Source organism: Pseudomonas sp. AC016 (assembly GCF_979253365.1).
The window spans coordinates 2,064,251-2,081,736 of sequence record NZ_CEEDCC010000001.1; the positions used below are offsets into that span (position 1 = coordinate 2,064,251).

Annotated in this window: 18 protein-coding genes; 8 read left to right on the forward strand and 10 right to left on the reverse strand. The window is 59.5% G+C overall.

From position 1 onward, the window contains the following. Positions 1 to 86 precede the first annotated feature (86 nt). Positions 87 to 818: a phosphatase PAP2 family protein gene (locus tag AC0IXS_RS09120; RefSeq protein WP_057408221.1), complete on the forward strand. Its 732-nt coding sequence runs from the start codon at positions 87 to 89 to the stop codon at positions 816 to 818. Between the two features lie 346 nt (positions 819 to 1,164). Here AC0IXS_RS09120 and groL read toward each other — a convergent pair whose 3' ends face one another. From groL to AC0IXS_RS09140, 4 genes are all read right to left on the reverse strand, one after another. Then, positions 1,165 to 2,808 (reverse strand): chaperonin GroEL, encoded by a 1,644-nt coding sequence (gene groL / locus AC0IXS_RS09125; RefSeq protein ID WP_004881478.1) that lies wholly within the window; start codon positions 2,806 to 2,808, stop codon positions 1,165 to 1,167. Between the two features lie 49 nt (positions 2,809 to 2,857). Next, positions 2,858 to 3,151, reverse strand: a complete 294-nt coding sequence (locus tag AC0IXS_RS09130) for a co-chaperone GroES (protein WP_004881479.1) — start codon at positions 3,149 to 3,151, stop codon at positions 2,858 to 2,860. Positions 3,152 to 3,408: 257 nt separating this feature from the next. Next, positions 3,409 to 3,903 carry an FxsA family protein gene (locus AC0IXS_RS09135; protein ID WP_004881480.1) on the reverse strand — a complete coding sequence of 165 codons (495 nt, stop codon included), beginning with the start codon at positions 3,901 to 3,903 and terminating at the stop codon, positions 3,409 to 3,411. Positions 3,904 to 3,970: 67 nt separating this feature from the next. Further along, positions 3,971 to 4,702 (reverse strand): HugZ family pyridoxamine 5'-phosphate oxidase, encoded by a 732-nt coding sequence (locus AC0IXS_RS09140; protein ID WP_122573432.1) that lies wholly within the window; start codon positions 4,700 to 4,702, stop codon positions 3,971 to 3,973. Between the two features lie 137 nt (positions 4,703 to 4,839). Between AC0IXS_RS09140 and AC0IXS_RS09145 the strand changes: the two genes are divergently transcribed. After that, complete coding sequence (locus AC0IXS_RS09145; RefSeq protein WP_025996279.1) at positions 4,840 to 5,598, forward strand: SDR family oxidoreductase; 759 nt, start codon at positions 4,840 to 4,842, stop codon at positions 5,596 to 5,598. A gap of 51 nt (positions 5,599 to 5,649) precedes the next feature. Here AC0IXS_RS09145 and AC0IXS_RS09150 read toward each other — a convergent pair whose 3' ends face one another. After that, positions 5,650 to 6,657, reverse strand: a complete 1,008-nt coding sequence (locus AC0IXS_RS09150) for a DUF481 domain-containing protein (protein WP_004881483.1) — start codon at positions 6,655 to 6,657, stop codon at positions 5,650 to 5,652. 160 nt (positions 6,658 to 6,817) lie between these two features. Here AC0IXS_RS09150 and AC0IXS_RS09155 point away from each other — a divergent pair, with 160 nt between their 5' ends. The 3 genes from AC0IXS_RS09155 to AC0IXS_RS09165 are packed head-to-tail and all read left to right on the forward strand — an operon-like array spanning position 6,818 to position 9,133. After that, entirely contained in the window at positions 6,818 to 7,174 is a 357-nt protein-coding gene (locus AC0IXS_RS09155) for an MGMT family protein (RefSeq protein WP_122669056.1), read from the forward strand. A 54-nt stretch (positions 7,175 to 7,228) separates the two neighbouring features. Continuing rightward, on the forward strand, positions 7,229 to 8,779 hold the full coding sequence (locus AC0IXS_RS09160) for an AmpG family muropeptide MFS transporter (protein WP_057407933.1): 1,551 nt from the start codon (positions 7,229 to 7,231) through the stop codon (positions 8,777 to 8,779). 42 nt (positions 8,780 to 8,821) lie between these two features. Further along, entirely contained in the window at positions 8,822 to 9,133 is a 312-nt protein-coding gene (locus tag AC0IXS_RS09165; RefSeq protein ID WP_471824436.1) for a hypothetical protein, read from the forward strand. Between the two features lie 75 nt (positions 9,134 to 9,208). Here the strand turns inward: AC0IXS_RS09165 and AC0IXS_RS09170 are convergent, their stop codons facing one another. Next, a complete protein-coding gene (locus AC0IXS_RS09170) occupies positions 9,209 to 10,039 on the reverse strand; it encodes a mechanosensitive ion channel family protein (RefSeq protein ID WP_057407931.1) in 831 nt (276 codons plus the stop codon). A gap of 119 nt (positions 10,040 to 10,158) precedes the next feature. Next, complete coding sequence (locus tag AC0IXS_RS09175) at positions 10,159 to 10,638, reverse strand: YajQ family cyclic di-GMP-binding protein (RefSeq protein ID WP_004881488.1); 480 nt, start codon at positions 10,636 to 10,638, stop codon at positions 10,159 to 10,161. Positions 10,639 to 10,809: 171 nt separating this feature from the next. Here AC0IXS_RS09175 and AC0IXS_RS09180 point away from each other — a divergent pair, with 171 nt between their 5' ends. The 3 genes from AC0IXS_RS09180 to AC0IXS_RS09190 are packed head-to-tail and all read left to right on the forward strand — an operon-like array spanning position 10,810 to position 14,404. Then, complete coding sequence (locus AC0IXS_RS09180; protein ID WP_057407929.1) at positions 10,810 to 11,730, forward strand: putative 2-dehydropantoate 2-reductase; 921 nt, start codon at positions 10,810 to 10,812, stop codon at positions 11,728 to 11,730. Between the two features lie 44 nt (positions 11,731 to 11,774). Beyond that, positions 11,775 to 13,811: a sensor histidine kinase gene (locus AC0IXS_RS09185; protein WP_137202293.1), complete on the forward strand. Its 2,037-nt coding sequence runs from the start codon at positions 11,775 to 11,777 to the stop codon at positions 13,809 to 13,811. A 14-nt stretch (positions 13,812 to 13,825) separates the two neighbouring features. Next, a complete protein-coding gene (locus AC0IXS_RS09190; RefSeq protein WP_004881491.1) occupies positions 13,826 to 14,404 on the forward strand; it encodes a cob(I)yrinic acid a,c-diamide adenosyltransferase in 579 nt (192 codons plus the stop codon). 190 nt (positions 14,405 to 14,594) lie between these two features. On the opposite strand, the gene AC0IXS_RS09195 is transcribed toward AC0IXS_RS09190, so the two are convergent. Genes AC0IXS_RS09195 through argJ form a run of 3 tightly spaced genes read right to left on the reverse strand, consistent with a single transcriptional unit; the run spans position 14,595 to position 17,440 of the window. Next, complete coding sequence (locus AC0IXS_RS09195) at positions 14,595 to 15,542, reverse strand: Nudix family hydrolase (RefSeq protein ID WP_122689255.1); 948 nt, start codon at positions 15,540 to 15,542, stop codon at positions 14,595 to 14,597. Positions 15,543 to 15,544: 2 nt separating this feature from the next. After that, positions 15,545 to 16,171: a glutathione S-transferase family protein gene (locus AC0IXS_RS09200; protein WP_057407923.1), complete on the reverse strand. Its 627-nt coding sequence runs from the start codon at positions 16,169 to 16,171 to the stop codon at positions 15,545 to 15,547. 51 nt (positions 16,172 to 16,222) lie between these two features. Next, on the reverse strand, positions 16,223 to 17,440 hold the full coding sequence (gene argJ, locus AC0IXS_RS09205) for a bifunctional glutamate N-acetyltransferase/amino-acid acetyltransferase ArgJ (protein WP_057407921.1): 1,218 nt from the start codon (positions 17,438 to 17,440) through the stop codon (positions 16,223 to 16,225). Positions 17,441 to 17,486: the final 46 nt, after the last annotated feature.

Genomic DNA, 17,486 nt, shown 5'->3' on the forward strand with positions numbered 1-17,486 from the left:
GAATTCACAACTCACATGACACACTCCGAAACAAAATTGCCGCAATTCATGACTGCGGCACGTATTCCACCAAAACCGGATTTGCCATATTGAAAGCCGTCTCCCCGCCGTACTCCCGTCCGCTCAACTTCTGGATATGCCTGGGCATACCCGCCGTCACCGCCCTGATACTGGTTCTGCTGGAGCTGACCTCCGTGGACATGGACCTTGCCAGACTGGCCTTCGATCCGGCGGCCGGTGCGTTCATTGGCAGGCACAGCTACTTTCTGGAAGACGTGCTTCATGATCGCGCCAAACAGGTGGTGATGGCGATTGGAATAATGGCGATGATCAGCTTCGCTGCGTCTTTCAAGGTCGAGCGCCTGATGCCGTGGCGTCGCGAACTGGGGTGCCTGGTGCTGTCGATGGCCCTTGCCACCGGCTTCGTGACTCCGCTCAAGGTTGTGACCTCCGTGCAGTGCCCCTGGAGCCTGACCGAGTTCGGTGGTCAGGAAACCTACAGCGAACTGCTCAGTCCACGTCCCGAGACCGACAAGCCCGGCCGCTGCTGGCCGGGCGGTCATGCCGCCACCGGTTTTACCCTCTTCGCGCTGTTCTTCATGTTTCGCGACCGCAAACCCCATCTGGCCAAAGCCGGGCTGATATTGGCCTTCACGCTGGGATCGATCTTTTCAGTGGGTCGCATGCTGCAGGGGGCGCACTTTCTGTCGCACAACCTCTGGACGGCAGTGTTCTGCTGGCTGATCTGTCTGGGGGTTTATTACTTCGTTCTGTACAGACCTGAGCGCCGCGAACCGGCAGTTCAGCTCTCTCGCTGATCTTGAAGCGTCATACACAAGCTTGCCTCAAACTTACTGATCGTTCCCACGCGTGGGAACGATCAGCGTGATCTCAAGCACGCCAATCATGCTCATGCTTGTGCTCAGCGTTATACCAAGGTCTTGCCGCCTCCCACGGGGTATGCATTGCGTCAGTCACTTTCGTTCTAGCCCCCGTTTTGCGCGTCTTGCGGACTTGTGTTCACGATGAGCGCGGAGCATGAGCACGATCAGTGTTCAGGCAGCATTTGTGTAACGAAGAACACTGGCCTATACAGACCACCCATAAAAAAACCCCGCACAAGGCAGGGTTCTTTATGGGTGTCGCTTGAGGGGTAAAGCTGGCTTACATCATGCCGCCCATACCACCCATGCCGCCCATGTCCGGCATGCCGCCGCCTGCTGGCTTGTCGTCAGGCACGTCAGCGATCATCGCTTCGGTGGTGATCATCAAGCTGGCGATCGAGGACGCTGCCTGCAGAGCAGAGCGAGTGACCTTGGCCGGGTCCAGGATACCCATTTCGATCATGTCGCCGTATTCGCCGGAAGCAGCGTTGTAACCGAAGTTACCCGAACCCTGCTTGACCTTGTCGACTACAACGCTTGGCTCGTCGCCGGAGTTGGCAACGATCTGACGCAGTGGTGCTTCAACGGCACGACGCAGCAGAGCGATACCGACGTCCTGATCGGCGTTGTCGCCTTTCAGACCTTCGATGGCCTGCAGGGAGCGAACCAGCGCCACGCCACCGCCAGGTACCACGCCTTCTTCGACGGCTGCGCGGGTTGCGTGCAGGGCGTCTTCAACGCGGGCTTTCTTCTCTTTCATTTCGACTTCGGAACCGGCGCCGACCTTGATCACCGCAACACCGCCGGACAGCTTGGCCAGACGCTCTTGCAGTTTCTCTTTGTCGTAGTCGGAGCTGGTGTCACCGATTTGCTGGCGGATCTGAGCGATGCGCGAGTCGATGTCGGTTTTAACGCCAGCACCGTCGATGATGGTGGTGTTTTCTTTGTTCAGTACAACGCGCTTGGCATTACCCAGGTGTTCCAGGGTAGTGGTTTCCAGGCTCAGACCGATCTCTTCGGAGATAACGGTACCGCCAGTCAGAACAGCGATGTCCTGCAGCATGGCCTTGCGACGGTCGCCGAAACCTGGAGCCTTCACGGCTGCAACTTTCACGATGCCGCGCATGTTGTTCACAACCAGAGTCGCCAGGGCTTCGCCTTCGACGTCTTCGGCAACGATCAACAGTGGACGACCTGCTTTGGCGACGGCTTCCAGAACCGGCAGCATTTCGCGGATGTTGGAGATCTTCTTGTCAACCAACAGCAGCAGCGGGCTGTCCAGCTCGGCAACCATGGTGTCCGGCTTGTTGATGAAGTACGGGGACAGGTAACCACGGTCAAACTGCATGCCTTCAACGACAGACAGTTCGTTTTCCAGACCCGAACCTTCTTCAACGGTGATAACGCCGTCTTTGGTCACTTTTTCCATGGCTTCGGCAATGATGTCGCCGATGGAGTGATCAGAGTTGGCCGAAATGGTGCCGACCTGGGCGATTGCCTTGGTGTCGGTGCATGGCTTGGACAGCGCCTTCAGCTGAGCAACGATGGCGATGGTCGCCTTGTCGATGCCGCGCTTCAGGTCCATCGGGTTCATGCCGGCAGCGACGGCTTTCAGGCCTTCGTTGACGATAGCCTGAGCCAGAACGGTAGCGGTGGTAGTACCGTCGCCCGCGTCATCGTTGGCACGGGAGGCAACGTCTTTGACCAGCTGCGCGCCCATGTTTTCGAAACGGTCTTTGAGTTCGATTTCCTTGGCAACCGACACACCGTCTTTGGTGATCAGCGGAGCACCGAAGCTCTTCTCGATGATGACGTTACGGCCTTTTGGGCCCAGGGTCGCTTTTACTGCGTCAGCCAGGACGTTTACACCGGCGAGCATTTTTTTGCGGCCAGAATCGCCGAATTTAACTTCTTTAGCAGCCATGATCATTATTCCTTGAATACTTTGTAGTAACGGAAATCAGCGCGAGCACTCAGCCTTCGATAACAGCGAGAATCTCGTTCTCGCTCATCACCAGCAGGTCTTCGCCGTCTACTTTCACAGTGTTGCTGCCGGAATAAGGGCCAAACACCACCTTGTCACCCACTTTCACGGCCAGCGCACGTACTTCACCGTTGTCCAGCACGCGGCCGGTACCAACAGCGACGATTTCGCCACGGTTTGGCTTTTCGGCAGCCGAACCTGGCAGAACGATACCGCCGGCAGTTTTCGTTTCTTCTTCGCTGCGACGGATTACGACGCGGTCATGCAGAGGACGAAGCTTCATTGTCGATCTCCTGATTATGGTTGTTGAGCGTCCGGTGAATGCACCGGCCTGTTCTAAATTCCGGACTTGCCGGTTACGGTTCGACGCGCGAACCGCAGAATACGGTCTGGCAATCAGGCCAGAAACCTTGCGGTGACCCATACATAAGGGCGAGCAAGGTTATTACAAGGCTTGGGCAAGAAAATTTTTGCAGCCTGACAGAGCCCACATACGAGCGCGGCACCCGAAGGTGCCGCGCAGCGAAGGGGTTGCAGGGATTATTTGTCCCGGTGCTCGAACTCGCCCTCGATCACGTCGGGTTCGCGGGTGGGCTGGTGAATCGCGTGCGTGCGGCTGTTCGCCGTCTGCTCGTCGGCACGACTCTGCAGGTCATCGGCGAAGGCGCGCTGGCGCATGGCCTGAGCCTCGGCGCGCTGACGAACCTTGCTGATCAGCAACCGTCGAGTGACAGGCAGCAGACAGATCACGCCCAGGATGTCACTGATGAAGCCTGGCAACAGCAGCAGGCCACCGCCTACCGCAACCATCAGGCCTTCAAGCATCTGCTGGGCAGGCAGCTCGCCGCGGGACAGGCTTTCACGGGCACGCAGGGCCGTTGCAAAACCTGCCACGCGCATAACGAAAAGTCCCAGCATCGATGTCGCCAGGACCAACAGGAATGTCCAGAGAAAACCAATGGACATGCCGACCCGAACCAGAATGAACAGTTCGAGTACCGGAAAAAGTAAGAACATCAGCAAAAAAACACGCATCAAATCAGTTCCTCAGCGCAAGAGTGCCTTGCAAGTAGACCGTATGTGATGTCAGAAAGTCGTTAATTCAAGCGTGCTTCCCGTCATTTACCGGCCATTTTTCTGCGTGAGCCAGTTGAACCAAGGCCTCGCGGACTTGTGTCGGTGTATTACAAGGCTCGCTGAATGCCAGCCAATAAACGCTGTTCGCGATACGCAGGTGCATACCTTCGCTGTCGATGCCGACCAGTCGTGCGGGCTCGGTTTGCGGCAGGCCCGACAATTCGACGTAGTGCGCAATGGCCTTGGCGTGGTCCTGATTCATGTGCTCGACCATGCCCGTTTCGATCTTGCCTGCAAACGGATTGTCCAACGCCACTTCGTCCAGCCAGTGAATGGCGCCGAAGCCGCCGATGTACCGGTAGCGAACAGGTGCAAGCACCCAGAAATCGAAATCGTGAGCGGTGTGATAACTCTGCGACTCGGGGAAGAACCGGTAGTACCGTCGTGCTGCAGCCTCGACCGCATCAGGGTCACTGAGCTTTTCGGCCTGCGCCAGAACCGTCACCCGGCCAACTGCCTGAACATCCTCGGCGCCCCGCTCGCCCACCAGCAGCGAGCACTTGGGATCGAGCGTCAGGTTATGGGTGTGCTGAGCAATGCGGCTGATCAGCACCAATGGCCGCCCCCGATCATCCAGGCAGTAAGGCACAACCGAACCGAACGGGTAGCCCGGCATTGACTTGGAATGCGTTGACAGGACAGCCCTGTACTCCTTGAGCAGCAGGTGCCTGGCATCCTTAGAGGCTTTCGCGCTCATCGTGTGACTCCTTGAAACGTTTGCGTCGAGCTGAAGACGAACGCGCGGAAACAGAATATAACGTGCTCTGGCAACGGCATTCGGACTCATCTCGAATGAGCCATGCCGTGAAGACAATCAGCGGATTGGACACGCACATGGAATTGAAAGACAAGCTAATAATAATCACCGGCGGAGGCCAGGGTCTGGGCCGCGCAATGGCCGAATACCTGGCCGGCAAAGGTGCGAATCTGGCGTTGGTGGACCTGAATCAGGAAAAACTCGACCAGGCGGTTGCAGCCTGCCAGACACAAGGCGTGCAGGCACGGGCCTACCTGTGCAACGTCGCGAACGAAGATCAGGTTGTGGAAACCGTGAGCAGGATTGCTGACGATTTCGGGACCATTCACGGATTGGTCAACAACGCGGGCATCCTGCGCGACGGTCTGTTGGTCAAGGTCAAGGACGGCGTCATGACCAAGCTGAGCCTGGCTCAGTGGCAGTCGGTGATCGACGTCAACCTGACCGGTGTCTTCCTGTGCACACGCGAAGTGGCCGCAAAGATGATCGAGCAGAACAGTCAGGGCGCGATCATCAATATCTCGTCGATTTCGCGCGCGGGAAACATCGGCCAGACCAACTATTCGGCCGCCAAGGCCGGTGTCGCGGCAGCGACCGTGACCTGGGCGCGTGAACTGGCGCGTTACGGCATCCGGGTCGCAGGCGTGGCACCCGGTTTCATCGAAACCGAGATGACCGGCAGCATGAGGCCCGAGGCGCTGGAGAAAATGACGTCCGCCATCCCGCTCAAACGCATGGGCAAGCCGGACGAAATCGCCCACTCGGTCGCTTACATTCTGGAAAATGATTATTTCAGCGGGCGCATCCTGGAGCTGGACGGCGCGATGAGAATCTAGACGGTGATTGACCAGCGACGCGCCTCGTAAGCGTGTCGCTGGCCAACGTGCTTACCAGGCGACGCCGAAACCTGCGGTGTAGCGAGTCTTGTCGACATCGCCGTTGCTGGAGCCGCTGATGACATCTTTCTCGGCCTTGAGGTTAAGCGAGGCCCATTCGGTGACCTTGTAGCGCAGCCCCGCCTCGACATCCAGCGAGTAGTCCGCGACGCCACTCAACGGTTTGCCCAGCTCGCCGTTGGTGAAGAACTCGACCTTCTTGCCGATCAGGTAGCGGTTGTAGTCCCAGGTGCCGGCAACCGAGTAGAAGTTTTCCTTCTCGTCGTTGGAGAACTCGAAGTCCGTACGGTTGAGCAGTGCACCGACCTTGAAGGCTCCGAGCTCGTCATCCCAGAACTGATAACCAGGACCCGTACCGACGACACGCTGGCGGGACAGGTCTTCGATCTTGTCGCGCTTGTAGGTGACGCGGGCGTCCCAGAAGAATTTCTCGGTCAGGAAGCGGTCGATCGAGTACTCGGCGCTCCAGTTGTCGGTGCCGACCACATCGTCTGTGGTTTCGCGGTTGTATTCGCCTCTGGCGTTATGACGCCACTGACCGTGACGCGCCGATGTCTTGAAGGCGACGTTGTAATCATTGGTGTCGTTCTCGGCCTGCTGGAAGTCCAGCGCAGCGTCGATGTTGCCCTTCCAGACCAGATCGGTGATGACCGGCTTTGGCTTGATGATCTGCTGAATGCTCGCCAGCTCGACGGTTTTAGGCGCCTCGCCATTGGCCAGAACCACCTTGCCGTCATCGGACGCTTTCAGTGACTTGGCGACTTCACCCGTGTACTGGTCCTGTTTGACGAGCAATGGCTGATCGCTTTCCAGGGTCTTGACCTTTTTCCAGTCAATCGGAATGGCACCGCCGTACTCGGTCTGAAGCAGCAACTTGCCGCCGTCGAAAACCTTGATGGTACCGGTCAGCTTGTCGCCGTTCTTCAACCAGACGGTATCGGCAAGCAAGGGAGTGGAGGCGGCGGTGAGGGCAAGACACAGGAGGGTTCTGGACAACATAAGCGACGACTAGGCTCTGTTTGGCGGAAAATCGGGCATCATCCCGCTGGAATAACGTCAAGGCAGTCCATGGACCCCCGAACACAGGTATCACAGACCATCAGATCCATCTGTAGTTCCAGGAAACGACAATCAATCTCGTTTTATACAGGATAAACGTGTGAGCGACCCCGTTTCAGAACAAAACGACCCCAGCGGGCCTTCGCCTGCCGACGTACGGCGCTCGGCACTTTATTTGACGCTGGCCCAGGTGCCGGAAGGCAAAGTGGTCAGCTACGGACAACTGGCGGAACTGGCCGGACTTGGCAAGGCGGCCCGCTGGGTAGGCCGCACCTTGAGCCAGTTGCCGGACGGTTCGACGCTTCCCTGGCACCGTGTTCTGGGTGCCGGCGGCAGGCTCAGTCTGCCACCCGGCAGCCCCTCGGGTGACGAACAGCGTGCCCGTTTACGTACCGAAGGCCTTACCATTCTGAACAATCGGGTTGATATGCAGCGTCATGGCTGGCGCCCCATGTAGTTCAACGGTTAGAGTGCGCCCTTTGTTTTCGTAACCTGAGGCAGATTCCAGCCCATGCCCCGTAAAACCTGGCGCGCCGCGCTCGCCGCATATGCCAGCCCATCGACTTTAGTGTTGCTGCTGCTCGGATTCGCTGCGGGCATGCCTTACATGTTGGTCTTTTCGACGTTATCCGTATGGTTGCGTGAAGCCGGTGTCGCTCGCGAAACCATCGGCTACGCCAGCCTGATCGGTCTTGCCTACGCCTTCAAATGGGTCTGGTCTCCCCTGCTCGACCAATGGCGCCTGCCACTGCTCGGCAAACTGGGCCGTCGTCGCTCCTGGCTGGTGCTGTCCCAGACCCTTGTGCTGCTGGGCCTGATCGGCATGGGTTTCTGCGATCCGCAGCAACACCTGTCCTGGTTGATCGCCATCGCGGTGGTCGTGGCCTTCGCCTCCGCGACCCAGGACATCGCGATCGATGCGTATCGCCTGGAAATCGCCCATGACACCCAGCAGGCCGCGCTGGCCGCCAGCTACATGTCCGGCTACCGCGTTGCGGCACTGCTGGCGACCGCAGGCGCACTGTATTTTGCCGAAGGCTTCGGCTCGACCGGCTTCGCCTACAAGCATTCGGCCTGGACCGGCACCTACGTACTGTTCGGTCTGCTGATGCTGCCCGCACTGATCACCACGCTGGTCATGCGCGAGCCGCCCGTACCGCTGCGCACCCAACTGTCGGCAGCGCGCTACGGCTTCACCCACCAACTGGCCTCAGTCTTTGTCCTGATCGTGCTGCTGGTGTCGGTTCCGGCGATGTTCACTCAGCTCTACAACACCGACTTCGCCAGCGTACTCTTCCAGGACACCAGCTGGATGGACCTGTTGCTGGAAGACAGGGCGTTCCTGCGCGCGATCCTCTATACCCTGCTCACCATAGGCTGCCTGTCTTCGATGGGACGCCGCGGCCTGGCACCGGTCCTGACGCCGATCAACGATTTCATCATGCGCTACCGCTGGCAGGCCTTGCTGCTGCTGGGTCTGATCGCTACTTATCGTATGTCGGACACGGTGATGGGCGTCATGGCCAACGTGTTCTATATCGACCAGGGCTTCACCAAGGATCAGATCGCCAGCGTGAGCAAGATCTTCGGCCTGATCATGACGCTGCTGGGCGCAGGCGTCGGCGGCCTGCTGATCGTGCGCTTCGGCATCATGCCGATCCTGTTCATCGGCGGCCTGAGTTCGGCAGCCACCAACATCCTGTTTCTGCTGCTGGCAGACATGGGGCCGAACATCAAAATGCTGATCCTGACCATCTCATTGGACAACCTCAGCTCCGGCCTCGCGACGTCTGCGTTCGTGGCCTACCTGTCGAGCCTGACCAACCTCAAGTTCTCAGCGACGCAATACGCCCTGCTCAGCTCGATCATGCTGTTGCTGCCGCGCCTGATCGGTGGCTATTCGGGAGTGATGGTAGAGAAGTTCGGTTACCACAACTTCTTCCTCATCACCGCCCTGCTCGGCGTGCCGACGCTGGTGATGATCATCCTGCAGTGGAGCAAGGACGCCAAAGGCGTGAAAATCGAAGAACCTGCTCAATCGACGACCATTGACAAGCCTTGAGACCGACGAGGCTTTTCCGCATACGATGCTAAAGGAACGACATTGAACACCGCAAAAAAGCCAAGCTTCAACCAATACCTGATGCTTGCCCTGATCGGGCTGGGTATCTGGTTCCCTGTCGTCTGGACCGCGATGGCGTATGCCGCTTCAAGCGCCGCCGAGCCGATGACGGTCGGCAGTGCCATCGTCCTGCTGGGTCAGCTCGAAATCTTCGCGATTATTTTCCTGATCATCTATGCGTTCTGCTTCAAGCCGTGGAGGCTTTCCGTGGCGTTGCGTGTGGGCTTCTTCCTGAACGTGCTGGGCGCAGCTGTCGCGGCCGTCGGCATTATCGTCGGGCTCGCCAACCTGTAACGAATCCGCGCCTATCAAAAAAGCCCTGACGCTCGCGCGCCAGGGCTTTTTCGTTTTCTGATGGAGCCGCGCAGGTTACTCCTGAACGACCCGCATCATCCGCTGTGGCGCCGGGATGTCGATGCCTGCGTCCTTGAGACGATCACGCGCTTCGATGTTGAAGAGCGAGACCACGTCACCAAAGTCACCGGTCTTGGTCCAGACCCGCAGCGACAGGGTAATTGCGTTCTCGCCCAGCGCTGCAACCACGGCCTGAGGGGCCGGGTCTTCGAGTACGCGTGGGTCCTTGGCCATGTCCAGCAGGACTTGCAAGGCTTGTTTCAGGTCCGCGTCGTGGCTGACACCGATGTCGAACACAACCTTGCGGGTCGGCTGACGATTGGTGTTGGTGATGATACCGTTGGACAGGTTGCCGTTGGGCATGATCACCGTGCGGTTGTCACCGGTGCGCAGCACGGTGTGGAAGATCTGAATACTGTCGACCGTACCCGCCACGCCCTGCGCTTCGATCCAGTCACCGATGCGGAACGGACGGAACAGCAGAATCAACACCCCGCCCGCAAAGTTCGCCAGACTGCCCTGCAATGCCAGACCGATCGCCAGACCAGCAGCACCGATGGCCGCGACGAATGAAGTGGTTTCGACGCCGATCATCGACGCGACACTGACCACCAGCAGTATCTTCAGAATGATGTTCGCCAAGCTGCTGACGAAGCCCTGCAACGCCAGATCCGCATGTCGCCGCCCCAACAATGCACCGAGCTTGCCGGTCACCTTGTTGATCAGCCACCAGCCGATGCACAGCGTAACGAGTGCCAGAAGCAGACGGCCGCTGTACTGCATGATCATCGGAATCCAGGCCTGCGACGCTTGCCACAGGTGACCGACTTCTGCGTTTAAATCCATCTTTCTCTCCTTAACCTGACGAACCGGCGTCGATGGACAGCAACGGCTGTCGTTTCAATGCACAGGGCGATTCGGACTGGCCGGGCAACCCTTGGTTCCCCGGTCAGCACTGCAAATCGTCAGTCACGGAAGTTGTTGAACTGCAGCGGCATGCCCGAATCGTAGGCGCGCAGGGCTGCGATGGCTTCCTGCAGGTCGTCACGCTTCTTGCCGGTGACACGCACCTGCTCGCCCTGAATGGCGGCCTGGACCTTGAGCTTGGCTTCCTTGATGTGAGCGACGATCTTCTTCGCCAACTCCTTGTCGATGCCTTCGCGCAGCACGACTTCCTGCTTCATCAGTTTGCCGGAGGCATAGGCATCCTTGATTTCCAGGCACTTGGCGTCGATCTTGCGCTTGACCAGTGCAAGCTTGAGGATCTCGATCATGGCTTCAAGCTGGAAGTCTGCTTCGGCGGTCAGGCTGACGGTCAGTTCCTTGAACTCGAACGTCCCCTTGCCTTTCAGGTCGTAGCGACGATCCAGCTCTTTGATAGCGTTGTCGACGGCATTCGTGACTTCGTGTTTATCCAATTCGGACACTACGTCGAACGAGGGCATGTATGTTCTCCAATTGAACGGCGCGCACGGCAATCAACGGCGCGCATGACTTGACGGTATGAAAGAACGCTCATTATAACGAGACTTTTCCGGCCTTCACTGTGAGCCTTTCATGTCGAATACCGATTTCACTGCTTCAGGGCCGCTTTTGTCCTTGAAGGCCGATCACTGATGGCGACCATCTGGCATGTATTGGGCGCAGGCAGTCTGGGCAGTCTGTGGGCCACGCGATTGGCAAGGGCGAATGTGCCGGTGCGTCTGGTGCTGCGAGACGCCGCTCGTGTGGCCGCGTATCAGGCCAGCGGCGGCTGCCTGACCTTGATAGAAAACGACGCGGCCCGTTCGTTCCAAGTGCCTGCGCAAGCGCTTGACGATCAGGCGCCGATCGCTCGCCTGCTGGTGGCCTGCAAGGCTTATGACGCCGAACAGGCCGTGGCGCAACTGGCGCAGCGTTTGACGGCCGATGCCGAGGTCATCCTGTTGCAGAACGGCCTCGGCAGTCAGGACGCTGTCGCAGCACGAGTGCCGCATGCCCGCTGTATATTTGCTTCGAGCACTGAAGGTGCGTTTCGCAAGGCCGACTGGCAGGTGGTGTTTGCCGGTCATGGCTTTACCTGGATGGGCGATGTTGCGAATCCTGCTCCACCTTCCCTTTTGAAGGACTTGCACGCCAGCGCAATTCCTCACGAGTGGACGCCGGACATCCTCACCCGACTGTGGCGCAAGCTCGCGCTCAATTGCGCGATCAATCCACTGACCGTGCTGCACCACTGCCGCAATGGCGAACTGCTGGAGCATCACTGTGAAGTCGCCACGCTCTGCGCCGAGCTGACCGACCTGTTGCATTGCTGCGGTCAGCCGGCGGCCGCTGCTGACCTGCACAGCGAAGTGTTGCGGGTCATCAAGGCCACGGCGGCGAACTACTCGTCGATGTATCAGGACGTGGCGCATCAGCGACGCACCGAAATCAGCTACCTGCTGGGCTACGCCTGTGCCGCTGCCAAGCGCCATCACTGCCCGGTGCCGCATTTGCAGCAGTTGCAGACGCGGCTGGTCACGCATCTGGCAAGCAAGGGTTTGCGTACGGACTAGCCCGCGCTACCCTGCTTGTTCCACCTGCCACTGCGACCTGCCCCATGCCTTTGCGCCAACGCCTGGAAAACCTGCCTGTCGGCCAGAAGCTGCTGGCTGCCCTGCTGGTTCTGATGACCACCGTCCTGCTGGTCGCCAACCTGACCTTCATCAGCGCGGCCTATTACATTTCCCAGGAAGCCATGGCGCCGCAGGCCTTGCAGACCATTGGCCGTCTGATCAGCAGCGCCAACCTCAATGAAAACGCACTGAACTCACCCGACGACGCACGTGCATTGCTGAGGGAGCTGAAAAGCTACGGTCCGTTGCGCGCGGCAGCCATTTACGACAACGATGGCGAACGCCTGGGGCAAGTGCAGCAAGGCGAAGGGCTTGAGTTGCCCCATCATTTCAAGGACCTTGAAAGCTGGCGCCTGACCGAGTTTCGCAGCACGCAGGTCATCACCGTACCCAAAGGCGAGCAACCGCCGGGCCATCTATTGCTGGTCGCCAGCAGCGAACTGCCGCCTGCGTTTTATACCGGCACCCTGACTGCCAGCCTGGGCATTCTGGTGTTCAGCGTATTGCTGTGGCTGGTCGTGGCCAGGCAGATTCGTCGCCTGATCACCGAGCCCATCTACCAATTGGAAGAGCTTTCCCGTCAGGTGACCCGCGAAGAGAACTACGCGTTGCGCGCCGAGCCCGGCAACGAGGATGAAATCGGCAGCCTGGCTGAAGCCTTCAACACCATGCTGTCGCGCATCGAAGCCCGTGAGCAGCAACTCAAACGCGCCCGCGACGACTCTCAGGAAGCCTACGATCAGGCGCAGGGTCTGGCCGAGGAAACCCGGCACACCAATCGCAAGCTTGAGCTGGAAGTTCAGGTGCGCAGCAAGATCGAAAAGAAGCTCACGGGCTTTCAGAACTACCTCAACAGCATCATCGACTCGATGCCCTCGGCCATGATCGCGCTGGACGAGCAACTGTACGTGACCCAGTGGAATCAGGAGGCCAGCGCGCTTTCCGGCACAACCCTGGACGAGGCGATGAACCAGCCGATCTTCATTGCCTTCGAGCCGATGCGCTCGTTTCTGCCGCAGATCAAACACACGGTTGAACGACACAGCGTCACCAAGATCGAGCGAGTGACCTGGATCAAGAACGAAGAGTCTCGCCATTACGCGCTGACGTTTTACCCGCTGACCGGCGACGCGGGTCGCGGCGTGGTGATCCGGATCGACGACATCACTCAGCGCATCTCGCTGGAAGAGATGATGGTGCAGTCGGAAAAAATGCTTTCGGTTGGCGGCCTCGCAGCAGGCATGGCCCACGAGATCAACAATCCGCTGGGTGCGATCCTGCATAACGTGCAGAACATCCGCCGACGTCTGTCGCCGGACCTGCCCAAAAACATCGAACAGGCCGAAACCGACGGCATCGACCTGGCCGTGGTAAACAACTACCTGACCAGCCGCGAAGTGCCGCAACTGCTGGATGGCATTCAGCAGGCAGGTGCGCGAGCCGCGAAGATTGTCAGCCATATGCTCAATTTCAGCCGCTTGAGTAACCGTCAGCTCTCGCCCTGCGACTTGCCTGCACTGATCGATCAGGCGGTGGAAATCGCCAGCAACGACTTTGACCTGACCATCGGTTTTGATTTCAAGGGCCAGCACATCATCCGCCAGTTCGATCCGGATCTGGGGCCGGTGCCGTGCATTGCCAACGAGCTGGAACAAGTGCTGCTGAACCTGCTGAAAAACGCCGCCCAGGCGATTCATCAGCGGCCCGATGGCGAGGATGAGGGACGCATCATTCTGCGCACCCGACTCAATCCGCCATGGGCCGAAATTCAGGTGGAAGACAACGGCATCGGCATGTCCGAAAACGTGCGTAAACGCACCTTCGAGCCGTTTTTCACCACCAAGGAGATCGGTCAGGGCACTGGACTGGGCCTGTCGGTGTCGTACTTCATCATCACCAACAACCACAAGGGCCAGATGGAAGTGCAATCTTCCGTCGGCAATGGAACCTGCTTCACGCTGCGCCTGCCGCTGATCGCCAATCAGGTGAATGTGCAGCAACAGGTTATTTCCAAGCTATGACCAGGAGCCACTGAATGGGCTTTCGTTTGTCGAAAATCTACACACGTACCGGCGACGCCGGGGAAACCGGGCTGGGCGACGGTCGCCGGGTGTCCAAGGATCACCCACGCGTCGAAGCCATCGGCGAAGTCGATACCCTCAACAGCCAGCTTGGTCTGCTGTTGGCCGGGCTGATCGAACTGGCACCAAGTGTGTCGGGGCTCAACGAAGTGATCGACGTGCTTGCACCCTGTCAGCACCGTCTGTTCGATCTGGGGGGCGAGCTGGCGATGCCGAGCTACAAGGCGTTGAACAGCGCAGAAGTCGAACGTCTCGAGGCGGCGATTGATGTCTGGAACGAGGAGTTGGGGCCGCTGGAAAACTTCATCCTGCCCGGCGGTTCAGCGCTGATTGCACACGCTCACGTGTGCCGCAGCCTGGCCCGCAGTGCCGAGCGTCGCTGCCAGCATCTGAATGCGGTCGAACCACTGGAAGGATCTGGTCTGGCGTACATCAACAGATTGTCGGACCTGCTGTTCGTCGCCGCCCGGATAATTGCCCGGCGACAAGGCATCGCCGAAATCCTGTGGCAGCCTGCGCCGAAGCCGGAGTAAGGCATGATCGTGCCCGCGCTGGGCATTCAAGAGCGGACGCGGAGCGTCCTGAGCGGCGTTACCACGCAGAGCGTGGGAACGATCATTGTGAGGTTGATGATCGTGCCCATGCTCCGCGTGGGTATGTATCCCGTGACGCTCCGCGTCACATTCGGGAGGGGACGCAGGAACGATCAACGATCCAGGACCCTCAGAGCTCTTCAGGCCAGAACGCACGTATTCCTGCAACGCCCTGAGCGCCGTTTTCCCATGCCTTTTGTCTTTCGGCAGGTCCTACGCCACCCAGCAGGTAAACAGGCTTGCTGAAGCTTGTGATCAACTGTGCGGCCTGTTCCCAGCCCAATGGCTGAGCATCGGGGTGCGTCAAGGTTGGCTGCACCGGGGACAGGGTCACGAAATCCACGCCCATCTGTTCCGCCAACGCCAATTCTTCTGCGTTGTGACAGGAAGCGGCCAGCCAGCGATCCTCTGGAAACGGCCGTCCACGGCTGGCGTATTTGCGCAGTTGCTCGGCCGTCAGGTGCCAACCGGCGGACGGGAAATCGCCCAGCCATTCCAGTGGCCCCTTGAGCATCAGTTGCGCCTTGCCTGCGCACAGACCCGCCGCGTCCACCGCCATGTCGCGGTACTTGGGGTCGTAGCCGCCCGGCGCGCGCAGTTGGACCAACTTGATGCCGCCGGCAACGGCTCTCTGAATACCGCGCAGGACTTGGATGTTGTCCAGCCCTTCCGGGGTGATCAGGTATTCGCCCGGCAGACGCGCCGCCGCGACGATCGGCCGGTTGGCGGCCGGAAAGTCGTAATTGGCAAGTTCACGGGAAGAGGCCCAGACCAGCGGCTGACCTTCGGCACCGTGCGGTTCGCCAGTGAACGCCGAGACTTCCCACACATCCAGCAGCACATGCTTGTCCGGGTAGTCATGCTGAATCTTGATCAGTGGACGCGCCGCCGTGACGACGATGCCCAGCTCTTCCAGCAGTTCGCGTCCCAGCGCAGTCTCGACGGCTTCGCCCTCTTCGACCTTGCCGCCGGGAAACTCCCACAGACCGCCCTGATGCTGGCTGTCAGCCCGCTTGGCGATCAGGATTTTGCCGTCGGCGCCACGAATGACGGCAGCGGCCACGTGAATGCGTTTCACGATCAGGACTCCTCTAGACCAGCCTGCTGCCAGCGCTGGAAGGCAGGCCATTGGAAAATGGTTTCGATGTAGGCCAGCGCCTCGTCGGGCAACGCCACGCGATACGTGCGTAAGCGTATCGCGACCGGCGCGAAGAACGCATCGGCAATGCTCGGACGGCCGAACAGGAACGGCCCGTCTTCCCTGGCTGCCTTTCGGCATTCAGCCCAAAGCGCAACGATACGGTCGATGTCGGCCTGGGTATCGACCGGAATGACTTCCAGTGCCTGATCCTGACGCAGGTCCATCGGCATGTTGGAACGCAGGCTCATGAAGCCGCTGTGCATCTGGGCGCAGGCAGAACGCGCCTGGGCACGGGCTGAGATATCACGTGGCCAAAGGTCGACATCCGGGAACCGCTCGACCAGGTACTCACAGATCGCCAGCGAATCGATGATGGTGCCGTGCTCGCACTGCAGCGCAGGCACTTTGCCGGTAGGCGAATACTTGAGGATGTTCTCGCGGGTGTCAGGCAGGTTAAGACGGATGACCTGATCGGTGAACGGCGCGCCGGTCATCTCCAGCACCAGCCAGGGACGCAGCGACCAGGAGGAATAGCGTTTGTCGCCGATGATTAGGTGCAGGCTCATGTTCAACTCCGTTGAATGGCGCAGGCGAGCGATCGCCCGCGCCGGAATGAATCAGGTGCGGTATTCCGCATTGATCTTCACGTACTCGTGGGACAGGTCGGTGGTCCAGATCGTTTCGCTACAATCACCGCGGCCCAGCTCGATGCGGATGGTGATCTCCTCTTCTGCCATGACCGCCGAGCCCTGCTCTTCAGTGTAGGTCGTGGCGCGGCAGCCCTGGCTGGCGATACACACACCGCTCAGGAACACGTCGATCCTGCTCACGTCCAGGTCCGGAACGCCTGCACGGCCGACAGCGGCCAGAATGCGGCCCCAGTTCGGATCGGAGGCGAACAGCGCGGTCTTGATCAGTGGCGAGTGAGCAACGGCATAGCCGACATCCAGACATTCCTGATGATTGCCGCCGCCATTGACTTCCACGGTGACGAACTTGGTCGCACCTTCGCCGTCACGCACGATGGCCTGGGCGACTTCCATGCAGACGTCGAACACGGCCTTTTTCAGGGCATCGAACAACGGGCCTTTGGCTTCGGTCACTTCAGGCAGATTGGCCTGGCCGGTGGCGATCAGCATGCAGCAGTCGTTGGTCGAGGTGTCGCCATCGATGGTGATGCGGTTGAACGACTTGTTCGCGCCGTCGCGGATCAGGTCCTGAAGCACACTCTGAGACACCTTGGCGTCGGTTGCGATGTAGCCGAGCATGGTCGCCATGTTCGGACGAATCATGCCCGCGCCTTTGCTGATGCCGGTCACGGTGATGGTCACGCCGTCGTGCTGAAACTGACGGCTCGCGCCCTTTGGCAGGGTATCGGTGGTCATGATGCCGGTGGCCGCCGCCGCCCAGTTATCCACAGACAGATCGTCAAGAGCCGCTTGCAGCGCGCCCTCGATCTTTTCCACAGGCAGTGGCTCACCGATCACACCGGTGGAGTAAGGCAGTACGGCAGACGCATCGACACCGGTCAGCTCGGCAAGCTTCTCGCAGGTACGGCGCGCGGCAGCCAGACCTGGCTCGCCGGTACCCGCGTTGGCGTTGCCGGTGTTGGTCAGCAGGTAACGCACGGTGCCCTGCACGCGCTGCTTGGCCAGAATGACCGGTGCGGCGCAAAACGCGTTCAGCGTGAACACACCGGCAACGCTCGAGCCTTCGGCACAGCGCATGACCACGACATCCTTGCGACCCGGGCGTTTGATGCCGGCAGAAGAGATGCCAAGTTCAAAACCGGGAACCGGGTGCAGCGTAGGCAACGGACCAAGACCAACAGCCATCGGGGTGCTCCTCGTGGGGTGTATGCGCCGCCCACATCGGTACGGC